General features: G+C 67.2%; 9 protein-coding genes. 5 read left to right on the forward strand and 4 right to left on the reverse strand.

What is annotated here, in order from left to right; translation table 11 throughout:
• Positions 1-5: 5 nt before the first annotated feature.
• A complete protein-coding gene (locus tag AC3IFE_RS30975) occupies positions 6-785 on the forward strand; it encodes an NAD(P)H-dependent oxidoreductase (RefSeq protein WP_489194069.1) in 780 nt (259 codons plus the stop codon).
• Between the two features lie 155 nt (positions 786-940).
• Here the strand turns inward: AC3IFE_RS30975 and catC are convergent, their stop codons facing one another.
• Genes catC through AC3IFE_RS30990 form a run of 3 tightly spaced genes read right to left on the reverse strand, consistent with a single transcriptional unit; the run spans position 941 to position 3343 of the window.
• On the reverse strand, positions 941-1231 hold the full coding sequence (catC, locus tag AC3IFE_RS30980; protein WP_059825339.1) for a muconolactone Delta-isomerase: 291 nt from the start codon (positions 1229-1231) through the stop codon (positions 941-943).
• Between the two features lie 43 nt (positions 1232-1274).
• Entirely contained in the window at positions 1275-2177 is a 903-nt protein-coding gene (gene catA, locus AC3IFE_RS30985; RefSeq protein ID WP_489194072.1) for a catechol 1,2-dioxygenase, read from the reverse strand.
• Between the two features lie 32 nt (positions 2178-2209).
• Positions 2210-3343, reverse strand: coding sequence for a muconate/chloromuconate family cycloisomerase (locus AC3IFE_RS30990; RefSeq protein WP_489194074.1), 1134 nt, complete (start codon positions 3341-3343; stop codon positions 2210-2212).
• A gap of 91 nt (positions 3344-3434) precedes the next feature.
• On the opposite strand from AC3IFE_RS30990, the gene AC3IFE_RS30995 reads away from it, so the two are divergent.
• The 3 genes from AC3IFE_RS30995 to AC3IFE_RS31005 all read left to right on the forward strand — a co-directional run bounded on the left by AC3IFE_RS30995 (position 3435) and on the right by AC3IFE_RS31005 (position 6538).
• Positions 3435-4325 carry a LysR family transcriptional regulator gene (locus tag AC3IFE_RS30995; RefSeq protein WP_489194076.1) on the forward strand — a complete coding sequence of 297 codons (891 nt, stop codon included), beginning with the start codon at positions 3435-3437 and terminating at the stop codon, positions 4323-4325.
• 168 nt (positions 4326-4493) lie between these two features.
• The gene (locus AC3IFE_RS31000; RefSeq protein WP_489194078.1) at positions 4494-6182 is read left to right on the forward strand and encodes a methyl-accepting chemotaxis protein; all 1689 of its coding nucleotides are present in this window, start codon (positions 4494-4496) and stop codon (positions 6180-6182) included.
• A gap of 44 nt (positions 6183-6226) precedes the next feature.
• On the forward strand, positions 6227-6538 hold the full coding sequence (locus AC3IFE_RS31005; RefSeq protein WP_489194080.1) for a hypothetical protein: 312 nt from the start codon (positions 6227-6229) through the stop codon (positions 6536-6538).
• 141 nt (positions 6539-6679) lie between these two features.
• Here the strand turns inward: AC3IFE_RS31005 and andR are convergent, their stop codons facing one another.
• Complete coding sequence (gene andR / locus AC3IFE_RS31010) at positions 6680-7639, reverse strand: anthranilate 1,2-dioxygenase regulatory protein AndR (protein ID WP_301738524.1); 960 nt, start codon at positions 7637-7639, stop codon at positions 6680-6682.
• Between the two features lie 213 nt (positions 7640-7852).
• Here andR and andAc point away from each other — a divergent pair.
• Positions 7853-8964 (forward strand): anthranilate 1,2-dioxygenase large subunit AndAc (gene andAc / locus AC3IFE_RS31015; protein WP_489194082.1); only part of this gene is annotated, 1112 nt, incomplete at its 3' end.

The following is an 8964-nucleotide window of genomic DNA, read 5'->3' on the forward strand; positions in this document are numbered from 1 at the left end:
CGACCATGAATGTACTGATTGTGTATGCCCATCCGGAACCGCGTTCGCTGAACGGCGCGCTACGCGATTTCGCGGTCGCGCATCTCGAAGCGGCCGGCCACGCGGTGCAGGTCAGCGACCTGTATGCGATGAACTGGAAGGCGGCGTTCGATGCGAACGACGTGATCGATCATGCGCCCGACGCGCGCTTCGATCCCGTGCTCGATTCGAAACGTGCGTTCGCGGAAGGTACGCAGAGCGAAGACATCGCGCGCGAGCAGGACAAGCTGAAGTGGGCCGACGCGGTGATCCTGCAGTTTCCGCTGTGGTGGTTCTCGATGCCCGCGATCATGAAAGGCTGGTTCGAGCGCGTGTATGCATACGGCTTTGCGTACGGCGTCGGCGAGCATTCCGATACGCACTGGGGCGACCGCTACGGCGAAGGGTCGCTGGCCGGCAAGCGGGCGATGATCGTCGTCACGACGGGCGGGTGGGAGCCGCACTACAGCCCGCGCGGCATCAACGGGCCGATCGACGACTTGCTGTTCCCGATCCAGCACGGGGTGCTGTATTACCCGGGGTTCGACGTGCTGCCGCCGTTCGTGATCTACCGGACGGGCAAGATGAATGCCGCGCGCTTCGACGAAACGCGTTCGGCGCTCGGCCAGCGTCTGGACGATTTGTGGACCACGTCGCCGATTCCGTTTCGCCGGCAGAACGCGGGCGATTACGAGATTCCGGCGCTGACGTTGAAGGACGAGATCGCGCCGGGGAAGGTAGGGTTTGCCGCGCACCTGGCTGCCTGACGATGGCTGCACACCGTGATGCGGGGTGACGCGGACACCCGCCGCCAACGCAAAATGCAAAAAACCCGGGCGGCCTGCGTGACATCGCCGGCCGCCCGGGTCGTGCATCTCGTGGCATCGCGCGGCCGTGGGTCACGGCCACGATGCATCGTTGCTTACCGATCGTCTTCCCGCACCGAAGACGGATGCCGGCACAGCGCCCGCACTTCCATCTCCATATACGGAAACAGCGGCAACTGGCTCAGCACGTCATGCAGCTGCTGCACGCTGTCGACGTCGAAGATGCTGACGTTCGCATACTGCCCGGCGATTCGCCACAGATGGCGCCAGACGCCTTCGTTCATCAGCCGCTGGCACATCGCCTTTTCTTCCGCCTTCAGCGTGGCCGCCTTGACCGGATCCATGTCCGCCGGCAGGCGAACGGTCATTTCCACATGAAACAGCATCCTGCACTCCTTGCGTGGTCGATTCGTCGAAGGGAAAGCGTGTTCACGCCTGCGCGCGGGCCCGCTCGACCTCGCTGCCCGGCACGTCCTGCTTTTCCTTGAGCAGCGAGAAGTCGAAGTCGATCAGCGCGAACTGCCCGTCGACGCCGTACGGCTTGCCTTCCGCGCCCTCCGCCTGCTTGACCGGCGGGATCAGCCCGTCGCGCGTCGCGAACGCGAAGTCGTCCCACAGATGCGGATCGCCATCGATGTTGATCTGCGTCGTCAGCTTACGATAACCGTCCGCCGAAACGAAGAAGTGGATGTGTGCCGGACGATGGCCGTGGCGGCCGAGCTGGTCGAGCAGTTGCTCGGTCTTGCTGCCCGGCGGCACGCTGTAGCCGACCGGCAGCACGCTGCGGAAGCTGTAGCGGCCTTCGGCATCGGTACGGATCGAGCGGCGCAGGTTGAACGCGGGCTGCGACGCGTCGAAGTACGAGTAATTGCCCAGATGGTTCGCATGCCACACCTCGACCAGCGCGTTCGCGAGCGGCGCGCCGTCCTGGCCGAGTACCCGGCCGCGCATGATCAGCGTCTGGCCCGGATCGGTGCCGTCGTCGAGGCGCGCGTGGCCGACCGATTCCGGCGCGCCGGCGACATACAGCGGGCCTTCGATCGTGCGCGGCGTGCCGCCCTGGATGCCGGCCTTGGCCTCGGCTTCGTCCATCCGCACGTCGAGGAAGCGCTCGAGGCCGAGGCCCGCGGCGATCAGCCCGAATTCGCGGCCGGCTTCGTTCAGGTAGTTCAGCGCGGTCCAGAACTCGCTCGGCTGCACGTCGAAGTCCTCGATCGTGTAGCAGATATCTTTCACGATCCGGTTGACGATCGCGCGCACGCGCGGGTTGCCGGGCTTCTCGGCGGCGTCGTCGAAGGTTTTCAGCAGGGCGTCGATGGCTTGCTTGTTCATCTGTGTCTCCGGTGTCGGTTGTCGTGTGGGGATCAGCGGGCGCCGCGTCGCATCCGTTCGATGCGGGCCCAGTCGAAGGTGATGCCGAGGCCGGGCGTCGCCGGCAGATGCAGCTTGAAATCCTGATAGCGCAGCGGCTCGACGAGGATCTCCTCGGTGAGCAGCAGCGGGCCGAACAGTTCGGTGCCCCATTTCAGCGAGTCGAACGTGCTGAACAGTTGCGCGGACGCCATCGTGCCGGCCGCGCCTTCGAGCATCGTGCCGCCGTACAGTTCGATGCCGGCCGCCGCCGCGATCGACGCGACGCTCGCCGCGCCCTGCAGGCCGCCCGATTGCGCGATCTTCACCGCGAACACGTCGGCTGCGCGATCCTGCGCGAGCGCGAACGCATCGACGGGGCCGTGCAGCGCCTCGTCGGCCATGATCGGCACCTGCGCGAGCTGCGTCAGGCGTTTGAGCCCCGCGCGGTTGGTCGCGGCGATCGGCTGCTCGACGAGGCTCACGCCGGCGTCGGCGAGCCGCGCGCCGGCCCAGATCGCATCGGTTTCGCTCCACGCCTGGTTCACGTCGACCCGCACGTCGCCGCGCTCGCCGAGCGCGTGCTTGATCGCGACCACGTGGGCCACGTCGTCGGCGACCGCGTTCGAGCCGATCTTCAGCTTGAACGCGCGATGGCGGCGCGCGTCGAGCATCGCTTCGGCTTCCGCGATGTCGCGCTGCGTATCGCCGCTCGCGAGCGTCCACGCGACGTCGACCGCATCGGTCCGGCGCCCGCCGAACAACTCGGACAGCGGCACGCCCAGACGCCGCGCCTGCGCGTCGAACAGCGCGGTCTCGATCGCGCACTTCGCGAAGCGGTTGCCCTGGAACAGCTTGCGCGCCCGCGCCATCGCGGCGCCCGGACGCGTCGCGTCCATCCCCTGCAGCAGCGGCGCGAAGTAGGTGTCGATGTTGACCTTGATGCTCTCGGGGCTCTCCTCGCCATAGGCGAGACCGCCGATGGTCGTCGCCTCGCCGACGCCTTCGATACCGTCCGTGCATCGAATGCGGATCAGCACGAGCGTCTGGCAATTCATCGTGGCGACCGACAATTTGTGGGGCCTGATCGTCGGCACGTCGACCAGCAACGTCTCGATGCGTTCGATGGTGGCGGTAGTTGCTATCATGCGATTCCTCCTGTTGGTGAACATGGTAGGAATTCCCGCCCGCCGTCGTCCAACACTCTTTCCGACTACTTCCATACCTTCGAGGCATGAAATGGAATTGCGCCAGCTCCGTTACTTCATCGCCGTCGCCGAGGAAATGAACATCACGCGGGCCGCGGAGCGGCTGCACATGACGCAGCCGCCGCTCAGCCGTCAGCTCCAGGCGATCGAGGAAGAGATCGGGTTGCCGCTGTTCGAGCGCGGCGCGCGGCCGCTGAAACTGACCGATGCCGGGCGCGTGTTCTATACGCAGGCCAAACGTCTGGTCGACCAGGCCGACGAACTGGGGCCGCTGACGCGCCGGCTCGCGCAATCGTCGGAGCGGATCGTGATCGGCTTCGTGCCGTCGGCGCTGTACGGCGCGCTGCCGGACGTGATCCGCGCGTTTCGCGAGGCGCAGCCGGACGTCGAGCTGTCGCTGATCGAAATGTTCACGCTGGAGCAGCTCGGCGCGCTGAAGGGCGGGCGGATCGACGTGGGATTCGGCCGCTTGCGCTTCGACGACGACCAACTGGTGCGCGAGGCGCTGATCGAGGAAAAGCTGATCGCGGCACTGCCGGTCGGGCATCGGCTCGCCGATCCGGCGCGGCCGCTGACGCTCGCGGATCTCGCGAACGAGACGATGATCGTCTACCCGAGCACGCCGCGGCCGAGCTTCGCCGATCAGCAATTGTCGGCGCTGCGCGACGGCGCGGTCGTGCCGGCGGCCGTGCACGAGGTGCGCGAGTTGCAGACGGCGCTCGGGCTCGTCGCCGCGCAAGTGGGCGTGTCGCTGGTGCCGGAGAGCGTGGAGGGCGTGCGCGTGAAGGGTGTTATCTATCGGCGGCTGCCGGAGCCGGGCGCGACGTCGCCGATCATCATGAGCCGCCGGCTGCACGGCGAAAGCGCGGCGACGGCCGCGTTCTGCGCGATCGCGCGGGAGATGATCGTGCCGTCGGCGTGATGGCCGCCCGATGACCCGAAAACGCTCGCCGCGTGTGCCGATTATTGCCGCACGTGGTTTTTTCTCTCCCGCCGGCGCCGGATAAACCGGCAATGTTGCGCTCCGTAAACAGGGTTGGAAGTGGGGATTCCCCTTCCGCATCAACCTGCAACATTCGAGGAGAGCAGCGTGAGCCGATTTGGGAAAAGCATAAAGTTCAGGATCTTTTTCGCGCTTGCCGCGTGTGTCGCGCTCATGGTCGCCATCGGCGTGTTCGGCCTGTTCGGCCTGTCGAGGCTGAATTCGAACGTCCATGACGCTTATACGGGCAACACTTTGCCGATCAGCGAATTGTCGGAAATTCGCGCCGCGACCTTCGAGACGCAGCTTCGGCTGCGTGGGGCGCTGTCCGAGCGCGATCCCGCGCGGGTGCGCAGCGGGATCGACGAGACGCGTGCCGAGCAACGCCGTCTCGACACGATATGGAACCGCTACTACGGTGAATCGATCACGAGCGACAAGGAGCGTCGCATCGCGGACCGGATCCGCGACGTGCTGCCCCGGTTCCGCGCGGGCGTGGGCGAAGCGCTCGCGGCGGTGGGCGGCGGCGACCGCGACACGGCCGCCGCGGCGATCGACCGTCTGGCGCCCGCCGCCGGCGCGCTCAAGCAGGCGCTCGACGACGACATCGCGCTGAACATCGATCAGGCGAAGTCGTTCGTCGACGACAGTGCGTCGACCTTCGTCATGATCGTGTGGATCGCGATCGGCCTGATCGGCGTCGGTGTGCTGGTCGCGGCGTGGGTGTCCGCGCATCTGATGCGGCACATCTCGACGCCGCTCGGGCGGGCCGTGAGCGTGGCCGACGAAATCGCCGGCGGGTCGCTGGACAACCGGATCGACGTCGATTCGCACGATGAATTCGGCCGGTTGCTCGGTGCGCTGGCGACGATGGATCGGCAGCTCGGCGCGACGGTGCGCGGCATCAAGCGCAGCGCGGAAGCGGTGGCGGTCGCGTCGCGCCAGATCGCGAGCGGCAATGCCGATCTGTCGGCCCGCACGGAACAGCAGGCCGCGTCGCTCGAGGAAACCGCGTCGAGCATGACGCAACTGACCGAGACCGTGAAACAGAACGCCGACAACGCGCAGCAGGCCAATACGCTGGCGACTCGCGCGACCGGCATGGCCGATGCCGGCAACGATGCCGTGCAGGGCATGGTCGCGACGATCGGGCAGATCAGCAGCAGTTCCAGCCAGGTTTCCGACATCACGGGCGTCATCGAGGGCATCGCGTTCCAGACCAACATCCTTGCGCTCAACGCCGCGGTGGAGGCCGCGCGCGCCGGCGAGCAGGGGCGCGGCTTCGCGGTGGTCGCGAGCGAGGTGCGCAGCCTCGCGCAGCGCTCGGCCGCTGCCGCGAAGGAGATCAAGGAACTGATCGGCGCGTCGGTGTCGATGATCCGGGACAGCGCGCAGCAGGCCACGGGCGTTGGCGCGACGATGGGGGAGGTGAAGCTCGCGATCAAGCAGGTGTCCGATATCGTCGCCGAAATCGCGGCTGCGTCGCGCGAGCAGAGCCAGGGGATCGGGCAGGTCAATCTGGCGATCGAACAGATGGACACGGTGACGCAGCAGAACGCGGCGCTCGTCGAGCAGGCGGCCGCGGCCGCGCATTCGCTCGAGGAGCAGGCCGGCCGTCTGCAGGCGGCGATGGCCACGTTCAAGCTCGCGCCGAACGCCGTCGATGTGCCGGTCGTGGCGTCGTCGGCGCCTGCACCCGCGCTCGCCCGCGCGCCGACGAAGCTGGCGGCGGCGCTGGCAGCGGCGGGGCCGAGCGAGCCGGTCACGGGCGGATCCGTCGACTGGCAGGCGTTTTGATCGGGATAACGGTCCGCAGGCTGCTGCGACGGGAGTATCGGCCCATGAAAGGCTCGACGCGTTCTGCTCACGTGGTACTCACGCTCGATGCGCTCGTCGACGCATGCGTGCGTTTCGATCCATCGGACGGGGATCAGAGGCTGATCGTCCGAACGCTGGTGATGCCGATGCTCGCGCGGCGGTTGAAGTGGCTGGGGCTGTTGCTGCGCGCGAGCCCGCGCAGCGAGGCCACGCGCACGATGCTCGAACGGATCGAAGGGGCGCTCGCGTGCGCGGCCGCACGGCTCGACGCGGCGCGCCGGCCGTGCGCGGATACGGCGCCGAATCCCGTGCCGCGGCGCGGGCCGCCGGCATAGAGCCCGCAGTCGTCGCGCGAGCGAGGGCCGACCGTCGATCGGGGCGCGCCGCCGCACGAACGGAAGGCGAGTGGTGGGGGTGGCGATTGGCAGGACGACGCGCGAAATGCACCGTGCGGCGCGGCGCATGCGCGGACGGCTTCAGCGCTTCGCGTCGAGCGTTTCCGACGGCGATTCGCCGAATTTTTCCCGATACGCGATCGCGAATCGCCCGAGATGGGTAAACCCGCAGTCGAGCGCGATATCGGCGATCCGCCGGTCGGATGCCGCGCCGCGCAGCAATTCGCGCGCATGCGCGAGGCGCGTCGCACGCAGGTATTGCATCGGGCTCACGCCGCGGAATTGCAGAAACGCGTCGCGCAGCGTCCGTTCGGGCACGTTGGCGGCCTGGACGATATCGGCAAGCTGCAGCGGCTGCGCGTAGTGCGCATCGACGAATTCCTGTGCGCGCCGCACGAAGCCCGGCGCCGGGTCGCGGTGCGACGCCTGCAGCGCGGACGGCGGGTGGCCTTCGATCAGCAGGTCGATCAGCAGATGCTCGAGCTGCGACGCGACGCGCGGGTTCGCGTTCGCGCGTTCGAGCAGCTCGGGTGACCGCGCGACGAGCATCAGCTGCTGGCGCCACGCGGCGAGCGCGGCGTCGCTCACGTGCAGCACGGGGTCGAGCGTCGCGCGCGGGTCGCCGGTCAGCGCGCCGACGGTCGCCGCGTCGATGCGCAGCACGAACTGCTCGCAATCGGCCGACAGCACCGCGTCGAAGCGCTCGCCGGGCGCGCACAGCACGCCCGTCTGCCCGTCGACGCCGAGCTGCCGCCCCATCGCGCGCACTTCGGCCTGGCCGGACAGGCAGAACATCAGCAGGTAATAGCCGTCGACGGCGTCGACCTGCACGCGCATCGCGTCGCCGAACGCGATCGTCCCGATCCCGAGCCCGCCCAGCCGGACGAAATCCATGTGCGACGCGCCTTGCACGCGGCCGCTCGGCAGCAGCGCGTGCGGCTGCATCACGCGCGAGATCCGCTCGCGCGTCTCGTCGAGATCGCGGGATTCGAACAGCCGGTGCGCGCGCAGCGCGAGCGGCTCGAACGACGTTGGGGACATGGGCCTGTGCCTGGGTATGGACGACGCGCGCTTCGATCCGACGAATGGGTCGCGATCGTGCGCCGGGTCGCGTGTGCCGCCATGCTAGCGCAGAAATCCGCCGAAAGTGGATATTGCGCCGCCGCAATCGCACTTTCCGGATAGACGCCGAATATTAGCTTTTCAAAAATCGGCTCCATGCATTCAACGCAACGGATCGACAAGGAGTCCGACATGGAGCAGACAGAATCGCCCGTCGTTTTCGCCGCCCGCGGCGACGCATCCGACGTGACCTTCCCGCACGACGACGGCTCGCGCGTGCCGTACAAGGTGTTCAGTTCGCGGGCCGTCTACGATCGCGAGCAGGAGCGCATCTTCCGCGGGCCGACGTGGAATTTCGTCGCGCTCGAAGCCGAAATCCCGAACGCCGGCGACTTCAAGAGCACGTTCGTCGGCGACACGCCGGTGGTCGTCACGCGCACCGAGGACGGCGCGCTGTCCGCTTGGGTGAACCGCTGCGCGCACCGCGGCGCGCAGGTGTGCCGCAAGTCGCGCGGCAACGCGAGCTCGCACACGTGCGTGTATCACCAGTGGAGCTTCGACAACCAGGGCAACCTGCTCGGCGTGCCGTTCCGGCGCGGCCAGAAGGGGATGACCGGGATGCCGGCCGATTTCGATCCGAAGCAGCACGGGCTGCGCAAGCTGCGCGTGGATAGCTATCGCGGGCTCGTGTTCGCGACCTTCAGCGATGAAGTCGCGCCGCTGCCCGAGTATCTCGGCGAGCAGATGCGCCCGTGGATCGACCGGATCTTCCACAAGCCGATCGAGTATCTCGGCTGCACGCGCCAGTATTCGAAGTCGAACTGGAAGCTGTACATGGAGAACGTGAAGGACCCATATCACGCGAGCATGCTGCACCTGTTCCATACGACCTTCAACATCTTCCGCGTCGGGATGAAGGCGCGCTCGATTCCGGATGCGAACCACGGGCTGCACAGCATCATCACGGTGACGAAGACCGGCGACGACACGTCGGCCGCGTACAAGCAGCAGAACATTCGCTCGTTCGACGAGGGTTTTCATCTGGAAGACGAATCGATCCTCGATCTCGTATCGGAATACGACGAGGACTGCACGAACCATATCCAGCCGATCTTCCCGCAGCTCGTGATCCAGCAGATCCACAACACGCTGGTCGCGCGGCAGATTTTGCCGAAGGGGCCGGACAACTTCGAGCTGATCTTCCACTTCTTCGGTTACGCGGACGACACGCCCGAGCTGCGCGCGCTGCGCATCAAGCAGGCGAACCTGGTCGGGCCGGCCGGCTACATCTCGATGGAGGACAC

The sequence above is a fragment of the Burkholderia sp. APQ4-4ca genome (assembly GCF_057837105.1).